The sequence below is a fragment of the Bifidobacterium callimiconis genome, from assembly GCF_003952005.1.
In the GTDB taxonomy this organism is placed as follows: domain Bacteria; phylum Actinomycetota; class Actinomycetes; order Actinomycetales; family Bifidobacteriaceae; genus Galliscardovia; species Galliscardovia callimiconis.
Map to the genome: position 1 here is coordinate 19,578 of NZ_QXGJ01000003.1, position 16,591 is coordinate 36,168.

General features: G+C 63.6%; 16 protein-coding genes and 2 tRNA genes. 2 read left to right on the plus strand and 16 right to left on the minus strand.

From position 1 onward, the window contains the following. Position 1: 1 nt before the first annotated feature. The 5 genes from D2E23_RS03555 to D2E23_RS03575 form a co-directional block, all read right to left on the minus strand. Positions 2 to 832 (minus strand): transporter substrate-binding domain-containing protein, encoded by an 831-nt coding sequence (locus D2E23_RS03555; protein WP_164520653.1) that lies wholly within the window; start codon positions 830 to 832, stop codon positions 2 to 4. Positions 833 to 840: 8 nt separating this feature from the next. Then, positions 841 to 1,791, minus strand: coding sequence for a magnesium transporter CorA family protein (locus tag D2E23_RS03560; protein ID WP_126029642.1), 951 nt, complete (start codon positions 1,789 to 1,791; stop codon positions 841 to 843). 141 nt (positions 1,792 to 1,932) lie between these two features. Further along, on the minus strand, positions 1,933 to 2,535 hold the full coding sequence (locus D2E23_RS03565; protein WP_241227200.1) for a DUF1287 domain-containing protein: 603 nt from the start codon (positions 2,533 to 2,535) through the stop codon (positions 1,933 to 1,935). Positions 2,536 to 3,049: 514 nt separating this feature from the next. Next, positions 3,050 to 3,122 (minus strand) — tRNA-Ala (locus D2E23_RS03570). Between the two features lie 293 nt (positions 3,123 to 3,415). After that, a complete protein-coding gene (locus D2E23_RS03575) occupies positions 3,416 to 4,210 on the minus strand; it encodes a hypothetical protein (RefSeq protein WP_164520654.1) in 795 nt (264 codons plus the stop codon). A 282-nt stretch (positions 4,211 to 4,492) separates the two neighbouring features. Here D2E23_RS03575 and D2E23_RS11570 point away from each other — a divergent pair, with 282 nt between their 5' ends. Continuing rightward, positions 4,493 to 4,684, plus strand: a complete 192-nt coding sequence (locus tag D2E23_RS11570) for a hypothetical protein (RefSeq protein ID WP_164520655.1) — start codon at positions 4,493 to 4,495, stop codon at positions 4,682 to 4,684. A gap of 131 nt (positions 4,685 to 4,815) precedes the next feature. Here D2E23_RS11570 and D2E23_RS03585 read toward each other — a convergent pair whose 3' ends face one another. The 9 genes from D2E23_RS03585 to glyA form a co-directional block, all read right to left on the minus strand. After that, positions 4,816 to 5,544, minus strand: a complete 729-nt coding sequence (locus D2E23_RS03585) for a histidine phosphatase family protein (RefSeq protein WP_126029645.1) — start codon at positions 5,542 to 5,544, stop codon at positions 4,816 to 4,818. A gap of 1 nt (position 5,545) precedes the next feature. After that, the gene (gene rsfS / locus D2E23_RS03590; protein ID WP_126029646.1) at positions 5,546 to 5,953 is read right to left on the minus strand and encodes a ribosome silencing factor; all 408 of its coding nucleotides are present in this window, start codon (positions 5,951 to 5,953) and stop codon (positions 5,546 to 5,548) included. Positions 5,954 to 6,046: 93 nt separating this feature from the next. Next, positions 6,047 to 7,423, minus strand: coding sequence for a bifunctional UDP-N-acetylglucosamine diphosphorylase/glucosamine-1-phosphate N-acetyltransferase GlmU (glmU, locus tag D2E23_RS03595; RefSeq protein ID WP_126029647.1), 1,377 nt, complete (start codon positions 7,421 to 7,423; stop codon positions 6,047 to 6,049). A 118-nt stretch (positions 7,424 to 7,541) separates the two neighbouring features. Next, a tRNA-Gln gene (locus D2E23_RS03600) sits at positions 7,542 to 7,612 on the minus strand. Between the two features lie 108 nt (positions 7,613 to 7,720). Beyond that, positions 7,721 to 8,737, minus strand: coding sequence for a ribose-phosphate diphosphokinase (locus D2E23_RS03605; RefSeq protein WP_126029648.1), 1,017 nt, complete (start codon positions 8,735 to 8,737; stop codon positions 7,721 to 7,723). Positions 8,738 to 8,843: 106 nt separating this feature from the next. Continuing rightward, positions 8,844 to 9,539, minus strand: coding sequence for a nicotinate-nucleotide adenylyltransferase (gene nadD, locus D2E23_RS03610; protein WP_206431993.1), 696 nt, complete (start codon positions 9,537 to 9,539; stop codon positions 8,844 to 8,846). 23 nt (positions 9,540 to 9,562) lie between these two features. Continuing rightward, positions 9,563 to 10,126 carry a phosphoribosylglycinamide synthetase gene (locus D2E23_RS03615; RefSeq protein ID WP_420897289.1) on the minus strand — a complete coding sequence of 188 codons (564 nt, stop codon included), beginning with the start codon at positions 10,124 to 10,126 and terminating at the stop codon, positions 9,563 to 9,565. Further along, entirely contained in the window at positions 10,123 to 11,424 is a 1,302-nt protein-coding gene (locus D2E23_RS03620; protein WP_126029650.1) for a glutamate-5-semialdehyde dehydrogenase, read from the minus strand. Before D2E23_RS03620 ends, D2E23_RS03615 begins: the two co-directional genes overlap by 4 nt. A gap of 139 nt (positions 11,425 to 11,563) precedes the next feature. Next, a complete protein-coding gene (gene glyA / locus D2E23_RS03625; RefSeq protein ID WP_093960508.1) occupies positions 11,564 to 12,874 on the minus strand; it encodes a serine hydroxymethyltransferase in 1,311 nt (436 codons plus the stop codon). Between the two features lie 223 nt (positions 12,875 to 13,097). Here glyA and thrC point away from each other — a divergent pair, with 223 nt between their 5' ends. Further along, positions 13,098 to 14,582, plus strand: a complete 1,485-nt coding sequence (gene thrC, locus D2E23_RS03630; RefSeq protein WP_126029823.1) for a threonine synthase — start codon at positions 13,098 to 13,100, stop codon at positions 14,580 to 14,582. Positions 14,583 to 14,939: 357 nt separating this feature from the next. Here the strand turns inward: thrC and D2E23_RS03635 are convergent, their stop codons facing one another. Continuing rightward, positions 14,940 to 16,058, minus strand: coding sequence for a DUF1648 domain-containing protein (locus D2E23_RS03635; protein ID WP_126029651.1), 1,119 nt, complete (start codon positions 16,056 to 16,058; stop codon positions 14,940 to 14,942). Next, a complete protein-coding gene (locus tag D2E23_RS03640) occupies positions 16,055 to 16,519 on the minus strand; it encodes a GntR family transcriptional regulator (protein WP_126029652.1) in 465 nt (154 codons plus the stop codon). The genes D2E23_RS03635 and D2E23_RS03640 overlap by 4 nt, the downstream gene beginning before the upstream one ends. Between the last annotated feature and the right edge of the window lie 72 nt (positions 16,520 to 16,591).

The window sequence follows — 16,591 nt, forward strand, 5'->3', positions numbered from 1 at the left end:
GTCAGGGCTTGTAGCCCACCTCGCCCAACGTTTCGGCGTAGGCGCGGGTCAGCGATCCGTCGCGTTTCATGTCGGCGAGCGCGGCCTTGACCCGTGAGACGAGCTTGTCGCTGCCGGTCTTCAGTCCGATGCCGTACTCGCCCTGCGCGTAGTCGAGTCCGAGCGGTTCCACCTTGGCGGTGTCCGCCGAGGCCGCCATGCCGGCCAGCACCGCCGCTTCGGCGGAGACCGCGCCGACCATGCCGGTCATCAGTGCGGTGGTGCATTGGGTGGCGCTGGGCTGTTCGAGCATGGTGACCGATGAGCCGAGCACATGGTTGAGGTCGTCTACGGTGCGGCTGCCGGCGACGACGCATACCCGTCGTCCGGCGAGATCGCCGATCGTGTGGACGTCGTCGGCGTCCTGCGCGAGCATCATGACATCCTGTCGTCCGGCGAGGTACGGTCCGGCGAAATCGTAGCCGAGTTCGGCCTTCGCGGTCGTGCTGTCGGCGGTGTCCTTGTCGATGTACATGCCGGTGACCATGTCCACGTCGCCGTCGGCGAGCATCGTCACGCGCTGGTCGTATGGCGCCTCTTCCCATACGATCTGCCATTTCGCATAACCGAGCTTGTGGGCCACGTATTCGGCCACCTTGACGTTGAATCCGCTGTACTGGTTGCCCTTGCGCAGTCCCATGCCCGGCTGGTCGAAGGTCACGCCGATCACGATCCTCGGCCCGGTGACCTCGCTCACGTCGAGCGGATTGCGGCCGCAGGCGGCGAGCGGCATGGTCATGACTCCCACCAGCAGCGCCGCCGCGGCCCTGATCGCCGTCCGTCGCATCGTCATGTGGCGCCCTACTTGAACATGCGGGAGCGGGTGAGGAACCATGTCACCAGCACGGAGACCAGCAGCGATATGCCGATCACCACGATGAATCCCCATGGCTTGTCGGTGAACGGCATGCCGAGCATGCCTTCCTGGAAGTTCATGCCGTACATGGAGAACACGAGCGTGGGGATCGACAGCGTGATGGAGATGATGGTGAAGATCCTCATCACGTTGTTCAGGTTGTTCGACACGATCGAGGCGAACGCGTCGGTCATGTTCGCAAGAACGCCGCTGTAGATGTTCGCCATCTCGATGGCCTGCTTGTTTTCGATGATCACGTCCTCGAGCAGGTCCTCGTCGTCGGGGTACTGGCGGATGCGGGTGAGCGTGTTGAGTTTCTCCATCACGATTTCGTTCGATTTGAGCGAGGTGGTGAAGTAGACCAAGGTCTTGCTCAGCTCGAGCAGCATCAGGATCTCACGGTTCTGCATGGAGTGACGAAGCTTGAGTTCCAGCTTGTCGCTTTCGCGGTCGATGATGCGCAGATAGCGCAGGTACATGGTGGCGTTGCGGTACAGGATCTGCAGGATGAAGCGGGATTTCATGAACGTGTTGAATCCGCGGATCGTGCCTTCCATGAACGGGTGGAGCACCGGGGTGTCCTGCATGCATACGGTGATGATCACGTCGTCCACGATGATGATCGACAACGGGATGGTCTCGTACCAGTCGCGTCCGCCGCGCTCCTCCACGGTCGGGATGTCGACGATGATCATCGTGTAGTCGTCCTCGACGTCCACACGCGACCTCTCCTCGTCATCCAGGGGGGCGCGCAGGTCGGCCAGATCGATGTGGCAGATCTCGGAGACGGTGGCGAGTTCCACGTCGGTGGGTTCACTCAGGCATATCCATGATCCGGGAGCCGGTTTCTCAATCTGCTCGATCTGCCCACTGACGGTGCTGAAAGTCCTCATCATCGCACATCACCTGCCTTCACCCGGTCGTCGTACTTTCCGTTCGCGTACGCCCATCGTTCTTTCGTTGCCAATACCTGTGTCTTCACCAGCAGTGTCTTCACAAATACCTCAACAAGGATAGCCCCGGCCCTGACTTCGGTGTCAGCCCCGCCACGCCTTGAGGACGTCTTGCGGTATCCGGCTCGCGTCGAACCGGTAGTGGCCGGTGACGGCGCGGCGTTTGGTCCGGCTCAGGTAGTCCTCTTCCATGCTGCCTTTCTGATGATTGTTGTGCAGGATGTAGGGCACGCCCTGATCGTTGCGCCGGTCGGATACGATGCCGATGTGCTGGTCGTGGTCGAAGACGACGATGTCGCCGGGCTGCCATTGGGACAGATTGGCCGCGTCTCCCGGATGGACGTCGGTGGTGAGCGTCTGTCCGTAGGCGGAGAAGAACGCATCGAGCGTACCGGAGCGGCGGAAGTCGATGTTGGGATCCGGTTTGGTGATGGCCGGATAGTGGCTACGATTCGCCGCGATGTCGGCATCGACCATGGCCTTGAGATCGTAGCCGGCGTCCCGGAATGCGCGCCAGACCAGGTCGGTGCACGCTCCCCTGTTCGCCGGAGGATAGCCGCCCTGATAGTAGCCGTCGTCATAGGTGGGGTGGCGTTCGGCTTCGGCTCGGGCGCCGTGAACGATGTCGGTGTAGTCGTCCACGCCGTCGTTGTCGTAGTCCACGGGGCTGGTGATGTTCGTGACCACAATCCTAGGTGTTCCATTCCCGGATGTTCCGTCGGACGTGCCGGCTGAGAACAATGTCGTGGCACCGGTGGAATGACGATCACCGTCGGGCACCGTGGTTTTCCACCAAAACAGTGCACCTACGACGATTGCCAGCACGGCCATGACTGCGATGACAATGATCATTCCCCGTTTCATACCTGTCATGATATGCGCGCGGTTTCGAAAGACGCATGATCGTCTGGCCGCTCCCGCACTATCCGCACGATTTGGGGCGTCGAATACCCGGATTCCGCTCTCTGGGGCGTCAAATTCCCGAAAATCGACCCGAAAACGGGATATTGACGCCCCAAAGAGCGGATGCTCCCGCATGATGGGACAAAACCAGGCTTCAGTTCCATGATGCGGACGGAACGTGCCCGCAGGCCCCGGCGAGACCGACGAGGAGGCCGGGACGCGGACCGCGGGGACGGCACGGATCGTGCGGAGAAATTGAAAAAGGTCCGGGACCCATTCGGATCCCGGACCTCGTCCGTGGAGCTAGGGGGATTCGAACCCCCGACCCCCTCCATGCCATGGAGATGCGCTACCAGCTGCGCCATAGCCCCGTCAGTCAGATGGCCATCGGCCACAACCAACCGGTCGTTTCGACTTGAGACATATTACGCAACCACCCGAATCCACGCAACCTTCGGCGTGTCTCACCCCGGCTCCCAAACCCGGCCCCACCCAGACTCCCAAACTCGGGAGTCGAAACACAACACCGCGAACCCTCACAAGCCGCCGAACATGTCACGCTCCGACTACCAAGCCCCCCAACTACCAAAATCGGGAATCCAAACGAGACATCGCATGCAGCATGGTCTGCCGGATATCTTTCGTTTGGACTCCCGATCTCGGCTTACTGAATAGCAGTGGTGCTGGAGCTGCCTGTGGTGGTGCCGGAACCGGTGCCGCTGTCCGAGCCGCTGGAGCCGCTCGTGCCGGAACCGGACGAATCGGAACCAGTGCTGCCGGTGCCGGAACCGGAGTTCGAGCCACTGGATCCACTCGTGCCCGAGGTCGAATCCGAGCCCGTGGAACCACTGGTGCCGGAACCGGACGAATCGGAACCGGTGCTGCCGGTGCCGGAGTTCGAGCTGCTCGAGCCGGTGCCGGAAGTCGAATCGGAACCCGTGGAACCAGTGCCGGTGCTGCCGCTGGTGCCGGAGGTCGAATCGCTGGACGAACCGGTGCCGCTGGTGCCCTTGGTGGACTCCGACGTGCTGCCGGTGCTCTCCCCCGTGCTCTTGGTGGATTCATCCGTGGGCTCGTACGCGCTGCCGGTCTTGCCTTCGGTCGGCGCGGTGGTCGTGGCGGTTTCGCTCGGCGTCACGGTCTGGGTGGTCTGCGTCTGCGACGGCAGGTGACGACGGACCACGTCATCGGTGCCCTGACCGTTGGTGAGCAGCAGCACCACGCCGGCGCTGATGCCCACGGCCACGAGAGCGGTGACCACGGAGATGATGATCGCCTTGCGATGGTTCGACTGCTCGGCGGCCTTCGACGCGGCAAGCACGCCCTTGACGTTCTTGGTACCGGTGCCGGCTGCGCCGGAGATCGTGGTACGTCCGCCGTGCGTCGCCGCCGGCATGACCTGCGTACCATCGATCGGAGTTCCGGTGGAGGACAGCACGCGGGTGGTGTCGCCGTCCACCGTGGGAAGGACCTGGGTGCCATCCCCACGGCCGGCATGACCTGCGTACCATCGGCGGTCGTGCCGCCGAGGACCTGCGTGGCATCGGATTCTGCGGCCTGACCGCCCGTAGGTGCGCCCGTCGCGGATGCGGACGCCGTGGGATTGGACGATGTGGACTGTTCGGATTCCGACGACGATTCGGCATCGTCGTCATCGGAGTTGATCTGCACGACCTCCTGGATTTTCTTTCCGGATTCGCGCAGTACGTTCTGGTAGACCTGTGAGGCCACCGTGGAGACGATGGAGCCGACCGCCGTGCCGATCACCGAACCCGCGATGCCGATCTTCGCGGAGAACAGGAAGGACGTCACCGCGGCGAGTGCGCCGGCGATGACGGGAACGGTCGATATGTTCTTAAAGAACTTCTTGAACAATGGACCCCTCTACATGGATTTCAGTTGTGATGTGTTCCGTTATCAGGGGTCAGCGTAGACGAAATCCCGCGCGACACGGCGGGGAATCGTTCATCTGCACACAAATTCTTACACTCCGTCACATCCCCGTCACAAGCCGTTCGAACCGAACGTCTCATGGACGAGGCTGTACGGAATGCGTGTCATGATCTACGGCAGTTTGGGATCGGCCCATCCGCCCTCCTCTACGGCGGCGGGACCTTGGTTGAACGATGCGAGACGCCAGCGGATCGTGCCGTCCGGCTGGTCCATGGGGATCAGCCGCGCCCAGTGCGCATTGCGCATCGACATCAGCGACGCGAAATCGGGATATACGACACTCAGCCCCAGCAGGGTCTGCAGGGTCTGCGAGATCCATGCGCCATGGGAGAACACGAACAGATCGGTGTCGTTCCCGGCGCGATGCGCCCAGTCGTTGACCGCCTCCGCGCCTCGCGCGCCCACGTCACGCTTGTCCTCGGCGCCGTGATTCATCTCACCGCCGCGGAATCCCAGCCATGAGACGAAGTCCTCGGGCCAGCGTTCCTTGAGCTCCCGTAGGGTACGGCCCTCCCAATCGCCGAAGTCGCGCTCGCGCACGCGCGGATCGGGATGCACCTCAAGGCCGAGCGGGTCGGCGAAGGCGTGGGCGGTCTGCATGGCGCGGATCAGATCGGAGCTGACGACCAGCTGCTTCGTGGCCGCATGGCCATCATCGCCGCTATGCACATAGAGGTTGCGCAGCGACTCGCCGGCGCGTTCCACCTGCCACATGCCGGCGTTGTCCAACGGGATGTCGGTCTGTCCCTGAAGACGGCCGGCGGCATTGTATGCCGTGCGTCCGTGACGGACGAGCGTGATCGAGTGGACGTGTTCACTCCGAATCGGTGACTGTGCCATGTCAGCGTTCCTCCGCCGCGGCCGCAGTCGCGTCCGTGGTCTCGGGGTGTTCGAGCTGCAGGTCGATGGCCGGGCAGTCGGCCCACAGGCGTTCCAGATCGTAGTATTCACGCTTGTCGTCGAGCATCACGTGCACCACGAAGTCGCCGAAGTCGAGCAGCACCCATTCGCCTTCGGTCTTGCCTTCGCAGTTGAGCGCGTCGAGATGACGGCGTTCGTGCAGCTGGCGTTCGATCTCGTCGGCGATGGCCGTGACCTGACGGTCGGACGAACCCGATGCGATCAGGAAGGCGTCGGTGATGCCCAACGTCTCGCTCACGTCGAACGCCACGATGTCGGTGGCTTTGATGGAGTCGGCCGCCTGGGCGGCGACGCGTACGGAATCGATGGAATCCTGTGCTGCGGGCACGGACGCTCCTTTCACACTGTCATTTACGATGCGCGTTTACGATGCGGATGACGGCCGACCGGTCCGCCGGCCTTCGGACCCGAGTCTTACTGCTTACTCGGCGGGCTTCCAGCCTTCGACCACGTGCTGCGTGTTCTCCGAGTAGACCATGGAGTCGGCGGGCACGTCGTGACGGACCACGGATCCGGCACCGGTGGTCACGCCGTCGCCCACGGTCACCGGAGCCACGAACAGGTTGCCGGCGCCCACGTGCACGCCGGAGCCGATCTCGGTGTGGTGCTTGCGCTTGCCGTCGTAGTTGGCGGTGATGGTGCCGCCGCCGATGTTGGTGTGCTCGCCCACGTGCGCGTCGCCCACGTAGCTCAGGTGCGGCACCTTGGTGCCGTTGTCGATGTGCGCCTTCTTCATCTCCACGAACGCGCCGGCCTTGGTGCCTTCGCCCAGTTCGTTGCCGGGGCGCAGGTAGGTCCACGGGCCGATGTTCGCGGCCTTGCCGATATGGCTGCCCTGCACGCGGGAGCGTTCGACCACGGCCTCCTCGTCGATCACCGCGTCGATCAGCGTGGTGTACGGGCCCACGACGGCACGCTCACCAACGGTGGTGTGACCCTGCAGGAAGCTGCCGGGCAGGACGGTCACGTCGCGGGCAAGCTCGACGTCGTCCTCGATCCACGTGGTGTCGGGGTCGAGGATCGTCACGCCGGCACGCATCCACGCCTCGCACACGCGGCGGTTGTGCTGCTTGGCGAGCGAGGCGAGCTGCACACGGTCGTTCACGCCTTCCACGGCCAGCGCGTCGGGCGCGGCGTAGGCGCCCACGCCACCGAAGCCCTTGGCCTTCTCCAGGGCATCGGTCAGGTAGAACTCGCCCTGGGCGTTGTTGTTGGACAGGCCGGCGATGGCCTGCGCCAGCACCTTGGCGTCGAACACGTACACCGACGTGTTCACCTCGTGCACGGCAAGTTCGGAGGAGTTGGCGTCCTTCTGCTCCACGATGCGCAGCACATGGCCCTCGGAATCGCGGATGATGCGGCCGTAGCCGGTCGGGTCGTCGAGAATGGTGGTCAGCACGGTGGCGGAGTTGCCGGACGCGGCGTGGAAGTCCATGAGCTGGCGCAGCGTGTCGCTGTCGAGCAGCGGCATGTCGGACGCGGCGATGAGCACGGATCCGTCCAGCTGTCCGTCGGCGGAAAGCTGCTCCATGGCGCACTGCACGGCGCGACCGGTGCCGGGAATGTCGTCCTGCTGCACGATGGTCACGTTCTCGTCGTACGAACGGGCGGCGGCGGCCACACGCTCGGCCTGGTAATGCACCACCACGGCCAGAATGCCCGGGTCAAGCGCGCGAATGGACGACATCACACGGTTGAGGAACGTCTTGCCGGCCAGAGTGTGCAGCACCTTCGGATCGGCGGACTTCATGCGGGTGCCTTCACCTGCGGCCAGAATAATCGCGGCGCTGAATGCCATGGGAATCTTCACTTTCCTTGTGATCGCGGATCCACGCGGATCCGCTGGTTGATTGATTATCGTCGGTATGGAAAAAGGGTCCGAACGACGCGAGCGTCATCGGACCCTTTCGGTCATGCTCCCCCACCTGGACTCGAACCAAGACAAAGGGTTCCAAAGACCCGTGTGCTGCCATTACACCATGGGGGAACGGCGGATGAACCGCCGAGTTTCTATTATGCCATGACCTTGAGAACGTGACGGACGGAACCGCGGTACCGTTGGAATGCCAACCGTACCGCAGTGTGTCGCGATCGGTCAGGCGAACAGGAATCCCTGTCCGTGGTGGGTCGGGTACGTATCGAACAGCTCGGCCACCGAACCGTCGCTGAACACGGCCTTGATGGCGCTGGCCAGCAGCGGGGCGATGGACAGCACAGTCAGGCCTTCCCAACGCTTCTCCACCGGGATCGGCACGGTGTCGGTGAGCACGACCTCGCGGGCACCGCAGTTCTTCAGACGCTCCACGGCAGGGCCGGACAGCACGCCATGCGTGGCGGCCACGGTGATGGACTTGGCTCCGGCGTCCTTAAGCACCTGGCAGGCGCTGGCGATGGTGCCGGCGGTGTCGATCAGATCGTCGACGAGCACGCAGTCCTTGCCCTTGACCTCACCGACCACACGGTTGGCGACGGCATGGTTCGGACGCGTGATGTCGCGGGTCTTGTGCACGAACGCCAGAGGGCATCCGCCAAGACGCTGGGCCCACTGCTCGGCCACCTTGATGCGACCGGCGTCGGGCGACACGACGGCGATATTGGACAGGTCGAGACGGTCGCGCACATAGTCCACCAGCACCGGCATGGCGATGAGATGATCGACCGGACCGTCGAAGAAGCCCTGGGACTGCGCGGCATGCAGATCGACGCTCATGATGCGGTCGGCGCCGGCGGTGGCGAGCAGATCGAAGACCAGACGACAGGAGATGGGCTCACGGCCGAGATGCTTCTTGTCCTGACGCGAATAGCCAAGCATCGGGCACACGGCGGTGATGGAGCGGGCCGAGGCGCGCTTCAGCGCGTCGATCATGATGAGCTGCTCCATAATCGACTTGTTCACCGGGGTGGTGTGGCTCTGCAGTACGAAAACGTCGGCGCCACGCACCGATTCGGTGTAACGCACGTACATCTCGCCGTTGGCGAAGTCATACGACGTCGTCTCCAGAATATCGATGCCAAGCTGATCCGCCACATCGGTGGCCAGCCTGGGATGGGCCCTTCCGGTGACGAGAATGAGGTTCTTATCAGGCTTTCCTTCGAGGATTGCGCTCACCATATCTCCAAACGTGTGTGAGGTCCGACGACAATTGCCCACTATAGAGGCCGACTTTGACAGCCAACCCACGTACAGACCGTAATTTTCCTTGGAATATCAACGATGGTCAGTGATAGAGACCGTGTTTCGAAATGTACTGCACCACGCCGTCCGGCACGAGGTACCACACCGGTTCGCCGTCACGGCTACGTCGGCGCACATCCGTCGACGAGATCGCCAGCGCGGGGATCTCGAGCATGTCGACCGCGCGCGCCGGCACGTCCAGTGTCTGCATGTCGGGCGAGTATCCGGGGCGGGAGACGGCCACGAAATGGGCCAGTCCCCACATCTCGTCGGCGTCCTTCCACCGCATGATCTCGGCCACCGCGTCCGCGCCGGTGATGAAGAACAGCTCGGCGTCCGGACGGGCCGCATGGATGTCGCGCAGCGTATCGATCGTGTAGGTCACGCCGGGACGGTCAATGTCCACGCGGGAGACGGTGAACTGCGGGTTCGACGCCGTGGCGATCACGGTCATCAGATACCGGTCCTCGGCGTTGGTCACGGCCTTGTCAAGCTTGAACACGGGCCGGCCGGTGGGCACGAACATCACCTCGTCGAGGTCGTACACCCACGCCACTTCGGACGCGGCCACCAGGTGGCCGTTGTGGATCGGGTCGAACGTGCCGCCCATGATGCCGATGCGCGGCACCCGATGGCGATTGCCACGCGCCGAACGCCTGCCCCACGAGCCCTTGCCGAGCCCGCTGAGCTCGGACATGTTCCGCGACGGCAGCTCGTTCAGAATGGACGAGTCGTTCATGGAGGAACCGCTCACCGTACCGCTCATGCCTGTCCTCCGGCACGCTGCTGCGCGTCCTCGGCCTCCGACTCCTGCTCCACGCTGCTGGCGCTGCCGCTCGAATCCGGGTCGATGCGATCCATGTCCTCGTCCCATTCCTCCTGCACCACGCGACGGATCTCGGCGAACGTGGGCAGCGGGAATCCGGGCTGGAACCGCTTTCGGATCTCCGCGACCTGCTCCGAAATGCGAATGAGCACGTCGGTCATGCCATCGATGTTGTTCTCGCGCTCGCACTCGCGGAACCGGGTGATGTACTCCTCCATCATCCTCACATGGCCGGTGATGGTCTTCAGCTCGTCGCCCTGCACCTCGACCACGTCCTCGGCGTCCGCATCGGGCCAGCCGATCAGCACCGCGTCGGCATACTCCAGCGAGGCGCGCTGCGACGCCGTGGGGATGCCGTCCTCGATCTGCACCAGGAACACATAGCGGACGATGCTCAGCCGTTCGGCGGCCACACGCAGCCATATGTTGCGCTCGTCGGAGGCTTCGGCGCGACGCACCATCTCGTCGAAGTCGTATTCGTTCTCATTGTTTTCGCTCATGCGCGCACCTGTCCCGTTCCGTATCCGATCCATTTGGTCGTCGTCAGCTCCTCCAGTCCCATCGGCCCTCGGGCGTGCATCTTCTGCGTGGAGATGCCCAGCTCGGCTCCCAGACCGAACATGCCGCCGTCAGTGAAGCGCGTGGAGGCGTTGACCATCACCACGGCCGAATCGATGCGGCTGGTGAAGCGTTCGATGTGTGAATAGTCTTCGGAAATGATCGCTTCGGTATGCCCGGTGGAATAGGCGTTGATGTGGTCGATGGCCTCGTCGAGCGAATTCACCACCTTGATGCCCATCTCATAGTCGAGATATTCGGTGGCCCAGTCCTCCTTGGTGGCGGGCTCGATGTCGAGTCCGTCGATGCCGGCGTTGACGATGATGCTCAGCGCGGCCTCGTCGGCGTGCAGTTTCACGCCATGCTCGGTGAGCGCATGCGCCACCACGGGAAGGAACTCCTCGGCCACCGACGCGTGCACGAGCAGTTTCTCCGCGGCGTTGCACACGCCCACGCGCTGCGTCTTGGCGTTGATGATGATCGGCAGCGCCTTGCCGAGGTCGCCTGATTCGTCGACGTAGATGTGCACATTGCCCGCGCCGGTCTCGATGACCGGCACCTTGGAGTTCTCCACCACGGCGCGGATCAGCCCAGCGCCGCCTCGCGGCACCAGCAGATCGATGTGCCCGCGCGCCTGCATCATGGCGGTGGCGCCGTCACGACCAAACCGGTCGACGCTGGCCACCAGCGCCGGATCGAAGCCATGGGCGGACAGCACGTCGCCGATCACCGCAAGCGTGGCCTCATTGGTGCGCCGGGCGGCATGACCGCCGCGCAACAGCACCGCGTTGCCTGACTTGAGACACAGTGACGCTACATCGACGGTCACGTTCGGACGGGCCTCGTAGATCATGCCGATCACGCCGATCGGCACACGGATCTGATTGAGCCGCATTCCGTTGGGCAGATTGCGCCCGCGCACCATCTCCCCCACCGGGTCCGGCAGCGTGGCCACGTTGCGCACGCCGTCCGCGGTGGCGGCGATGCGGCTCGCGTCAAAACGCAGGCGGTCGAGCAGTCCCTGGCTCATACCCGATTCACGAGCCTCGTCCATGTCCTCGGCATTGGCGCGTTCGATGACTTCGGAACCGGCCACCAGAGCATCGGCGATGTCGAGCAGCAGCGCGTTCTTGACATCGGTGTTCGCCCCTGCAAGCGACTGTTGGGCATGCGCGGCCCTGTCGGCCATGGCGCACACCGCGTCGAAGACGCCGTCCGCCGGGCTGTTCTGTTCGGCCATGAAACTCCCCTCCGTATGCGTGAAACGTCCGTTCATGCCAATATACCGCCATATCCTCCCCAAGGCGGGGTGGACATGGCGGTATATGTCAACGAAAACGACGATCGTCAGCGACGGTCGTCAAGCCCGATCGGCGAGATCAGTGCACCTGATCGAGACCCGGGTACAGCGGGAAGTCCTCGACGAGCTTGTCGACGCGGGCCTTGAGCGCCTCGACGTCGGCGGACTTGCCGGCCGCGAGCGCGGTGCCGATGATGTCGGCCACCTCCTCGTATTCCTTGGGTCCGAAGCCGCGGGTGGCCAGGGCGCTGGTGCCGATGCGCAGGCCGGAGGCCACGGAGGCCGGACGCGGGTCGAACGGCACGGTGTTGCGGTTGATGGTGATGCCGCACTGAGCGAGCAGATCCTCGCCCTGCTGGCCGTCCATCTCGCTGTTGCGCAGGTCCACCATCACCAGGTGCACGTCGGTGCCGCCGGTGAGCACGGAGATGCCGTTGGCCTTCACGTCGTCGGCGGTGAGGCGGTCGGCGAGGATCTTGGCGCCGTCGAGCGTACGCTGCATGCGGTCCTTGAATTCGGGGGTGCCGGCCACCTTGAAGCTCACGGCCTTGCCGGCGATCACGTGCATGAGCGGGCCGCCCTGCTGGCCGGGGAATACTGCGGAGTTGAGCTTCTTGGCGTACTCCTGCTTGGCCAGAATGAAGCCGGAACGCGGGCCGCCGAGCGTCTTGTGCGCGGTGGAGGACACCACGTCGGCGTACGGCACCGGGCTCGGGTGGAGTCCGGCGGCGACCAGACCGGCGAAGTGGGCCATGTCGACCCAGAACTTGGCGCCGACCTCGTCGGCGATCTCCTTCATGGCCTTGAAGTCCTCGATGCGCGGGTAGGCGCTCCAGCCGCCGATGATCATGGCGGGGTGGGTTTCCAGCGCGCGCTGGCGGATGATCTCCGGGTCGATGCGGAAGGTCTCCGGGTTCACGCCGTAGGCTTCGGCGTGGTAGAAGCGGCCGGAGAAGTTGATCTTCATACCGTGGGTGAGGTGACCGCCGTGGTCGAGCGCGAGGCCGAGCACGGTGTCGCCGGGCTTGACGAGCGCCTGATAGACGGCGGCGTTGGCCTGGGCGCCGGAGTGGGGCTGCACGTTGGCGTATTCGGCGCCGAACAGTTCCTTGGCGCGGTTGCGGGCGATGGTCTCGAGCTTGTCGACCTGCTCGCATCCGCCGTAGTAGCGGCGACCCGGGTAGCCTTCGGCGTACTTGTTGGTGAGCACGGAACCCTGCGCCTGCAGCACGGCACGCGGCACGAAGTTCTCGGAGGCGATCATCTCGAGACCGTCCTGCTGGCGATGCAGCTCTCCGGTCAGGATATCGGCGATCTCGGGATCGGCTTCGGCAATCGGCGCGTTGAACGCGTCGCCCGGCTTCTGGGGGTAGGACGTCTGTTCCGTCATGGTGCTCCTCACTTCGTTGCACACGGATGTTGAATGACCCGTTCAGTTTAGGACGGCGTTTGTAACGAACCAATTCACATAACGGTTTTGTCTCATAAACGTCGTGCGTGAGCCACGGTCATGTGCAGGCCGTATGAGATGGATGACCGTGCTTGCCCAGCGCTGCCGGTAGACTGGCGACTGTTCACACAATGTTTTCTAGGAGATTCCGAGGGTTTTGACCGTGACCACTTTCCACAGCACGCGCAGCACCACCGATTCGCTCACCGCCAAGCAGGCCATCCGCAAGGGCATCGCCGACGACGGCGGCCTGTTCGTCTCCGACTCGCTGGGCGCCGAACGCGTCGACATCGCCTCCCTGGCGGGCAAGAGCTACCAGCAGATCGCACAGACCGTGCTCGCCAAGCTGCTGCCGGACTTCACCGAGGAGGAACTGGCCGACTGCATCCGCGAGGCGTACGGCGACCAGTGGTCCGATCCGGCCATCACGCCGCTCAAGCCCCTGGGCGACGACTACATCCTCGAACTGTTCAACGGACCGACGAGCGCCTTCAAGGATGTGGCGCTGCAGATCCTGCCACGATTCATGGCACGCACCACGCCGGCCGACGGCGATCCGGATGAGAAGATCATGATCCTCACCGCCACGTCCGGCGACACGGGCAAGGCCGCGCTGGCCGGCTTCGCCGACGCGCCGGGCACCGCCATCACCGTGTTCTATCCGGAGGGCAAGGTCAGCCAGGTCCAGCAGCTGCAGATGACCACGCAGGCCGGCGCCAACGTGAACGTGTGCGCGGTCAAGGGCAACTTCGACGACGCGCAGACCGCCGTCAAGCGCATCTTCGGCGACAGGGATCTCGCTGCCGAGCTGGCCGACAAGTCGCATACGGTGCTCTCCTCCGCCAATTCGATCAACGTGGGTCGTCTGGTGCCGCAGGTGGTGTACTACTTCGCCGCCTACGCGCAGCTGCTCGAGGATCAGGTGATCAACGTGGGCGACGAGGTGGAGTTCTGCGTGCCCACCGGCAACTTCGGCGACATTCTGGCCGGCTACTACGCCAAGCTGCTCGGCCTGCCGGTCAAGCACCTGATCGTCGCCTCCGATAAGAACAACGTGCTGTTCGACTTCCTGACCTCGGGAACGTACAACCGTCAGCGTCCGTTCTTCCAGACCATCTCCCCGTCGATGGACATCCTCGTTTCGTCGAATCTGGAGCGCATGCTCTACTACTTCTCCGAGAAGGACACCCGTCTGATCTCCATGCTCATGAACGACCTCAACCAGTGGGGCGCGTTCGAGGTCCCCGAGCCGATGCTGGCCAAGATCCGTTCCCTGTTCGGCTGCGGATGGGCCGACGAGGATCAGGTGCGCGAGTCGATCCACGACTGCTGGGAGAAGAACCACTACGTGATCGATCCGCACACGGCGTGCGGCTACTTCGTGATGCAGCAGATCCCGCGTGATCCGCTGACGCCGCGCGTGCTGCTGAGCACCGCCAGCCCGTACAAGTTCCCGCGCGTGGTCAACGAGTCCCTTGGTCTGGACGCCGAGGGCACCGACTTCGAGTGCATGGACGTGCTCGCCAAGGCCACCGGCACCACGGCCCCGGCCGCGCTGCGCGGACTGGAGACCGCCGACGTGCGTTTCGACGACGTGGTGGAGATCGACGCGATGAAGGACTACGTCCGCACCGCCGCCGAGAAGTAGGCTCGTTGTTGGGCTGCGCCCGGTAAACACAACGCGTTTATGCCGGCTCTCCTTGATGAGGAGAGTCGGCTTTTTCGTATGTCGGATGGGAGCCCGACTGGCTGGTCGGACACCTCATCCGTCGTCCTTCGGCCGCCACCTTCCCCTCAAGGGGGAAGGAAAAGGGATAAGGCCATGCAGGAAATTGGGGCTGCTCGCAGCCCCGCTTCCCCTCGAGGGGAAGCTGTCACGCACCGCGTGACTGATGAGGTGCCCGGCCAACCACGTTCACACCCGCAGCGATTGCATCACATCACCGAACGCCATGACATTCCAACTCGCGTCCAGTCGTAGAGCACTCCGCAGGCATATACCGTGCTACATCATCACGGCGAAGGCGATGCCGCCGAAGCACAGCGCCATCAGCGCAAGCATGATCACCCAGGTGAGCGGACGGGCGAAATTGCACGTCCAACCCACGCCGAAGCGCTTGGGCACCATCACGGCCGAATCGTCGGGGTTCCAGTAGAACACGCCGGCCTTCCAATGCCGATCGTCGTCGGATGCCGTGCCGTCGTCATCGTCACGACTCGTCGCATAGACTCGTGAGCCGTTCTGCCCGTAGATCAGTCCGATCACCACCGCGCCCGCGAGCGCAGCAACACCGACGACCATCATGATCAAACCGATCACGTCCAGTCCTACCACTCCGATCGTGCTCAGTTGTATGCCCAGACCGATGCCCATCGCCACCAGAAGACCGACCACGACCGCATAGACGCTCCATGCTTTCCGAAACACACCATATGCGTAGGCGGAGGACGCGGGACGATTCGGATCGGTCGGCTTCTTCGCATGCAGCAGCACCAGATGCGAGATCGTCATCAGGACGGCGAGCAGCAGCTGGAGGCCGGCGGCATACCAGATGAGCATAGGGCTCTTGTCCGCCCATGCGTCGATCTTTCCGGCGGCGTTCATATGCATGGGCACCCGCTGTGGCATGTCGGCATATCCCAGACATCCCACGGCGAGGGTGATGGCGAGCGCGGGAACGTGCAGCAGCTCCCATGCAAGGCCCAGCGGGCGTGGCGTTCCTTCCCCCACCAGTGCCGCGCGGCGTGATGCGTCGGCCTTCCAGCCATGATCCCGCTTGAGCGTCAGCATGCGCCGACGGCAGATCTGCTGCGCGGCAAAGCCGATCGGCAGTTCCGCCAATATTGCCATGGTCATGGTCACCATGGCCGGGACGGCGCCGCTGCGCCACCACATCAGGGCCGCGATGGCGATCATGACGATTGCGGTCGCACTCACCGCCGTAGCGTAGGCGCGCTTGAGTCCACACACCTGATCGTCCGCATGTGCGACGTTCGGCACGGAGACGCCGAAGCATTCGCGTCGATCGGTCACCCATGGCATTGCGGCCATGCCGATGGCGACGAGCAGGGCCAGCAGGAACGTGATCAGCGTCATGATCGTAACGGTCGTTGTCGTGTTCATGATGACCTCCTCGGCGGGATGTCGTTGTCGGAACGCCGTTCCTCATTCCGATCTGGGTTCTGCGGGCCATAGATCGACGCACACTGCCGATGCACGGCGGCGAGGAACGACTCCACGGTGCCGCCGCGCGCCTTGTATTCGAGAATGATCCGTCGCAGCTCCTCATGCATGACGGGCCATTGCGCGTCATCCACGGCGGTCGAACCATGGCTCTCGTCGGCACGACGGTCGGCGACTACCGCACCGGACCCCCGACGCATGTTCAGATATCCGTCGTCGCGCAGCAATGCGTAGGCCTTGTTGACGGTATGCAGGTTGACGCCAAGATCCACGGCCAATGATCGGACGCTGGGCAGTTTGTCGCCGGGGAGCAGTTCGTCGTTGGCGATGGCCGCGATGATCTGCCGCCGCAGCTGCTCGTAAATGGGCACGTCATCGCTTTGGTCGATTTCGATGATCACCCGAGCCTCCTTTCACACCAATGCATTCTATTTGTTATAGACTAACTATAACACTTTTCGAAAACTTCGTCC